The organism is Streptococcus sp. HMSC074B11, assembly GCF_001808705.1.
Lineage (GTDB): Bacteria > Bacillota > Bacilli > Lactobacillales > Streptococcaceae > Streptococcus.
Genome location: NZ_KV794245.1, coordinates 1 through 652, shown reverse-complemented (window position 1 = coordinate 652; position 652 = coordinate 1). Strand labels below are relative to the sequence as shown.

1 protein-coding gene is annotated in these 652 nt (G+C 33.0%); it reads right to left on the bottom strand.

Going from position 1 to position 652, the window contains the following annotated elements; all coding sequences use genetic code 11:
* Positions 1–434, bottom strand: a 434-nt coding sequence (locus HMPREF2619_RS01925; RefSeq protein WP_148130354.1) for a hypothetical protein, incomplete at its 3' end; no start/stop codon positions are given.
* Between the last annotated feature and the right edge of the window lie 218 nt (positions 435–652).

Genomic DNA, 652 nt, shown 5'->3' with positions numbered 1-652 from the left:
CCCCCCCCAGCACCAGCAATTAAAATTGCTGCTTTCGCATTTAATCCAGGAATTGCACTTAGTAATAATCCAGCAGCTGCTCCACCTATACTAATTAACACACCCCAAGTCACATTATTTATGTACACATCCATAAGGCCATCACCAAGATGCACTACTTTGTTTTCTCCTTTTATGCCCAAACGTTGAGTATAAGCAGCGTACACAGTTTGATACTGTTCTTTACTAAATAAACCACTATTGTATAGCTTTTCAGCAGCTTTAAGAACGTCTTGATTTGAAAAAACAAAACTTTCTTCCGTAGTTTTTACTGATTCAACATCTAAACTATTTTCAGAATTGTACAGTCTATCAAAAGCTAATACAGATGAACAATCTCCTAATAGTAATCCAACAACACTAAACGAAACTAAAGCTTTTTTAAAACTTAGCATAGGTATCCCTCCTTCTACATTTCGTCTTTTAAGTATTTACTATTTAACAAATTAGCCTATGTATCACCCTAGTAAAACTTATTTTGGCAATATAGTTTCCGTATTTTTTCTTTCTAGCACAAAATAAGTTCTTTTCATTTTTATTATACTCTTTTCAGACAAATACTTCAAATAGCATTTATTCTACCATCAACTAGTTTTCACAACTAAAACGACTC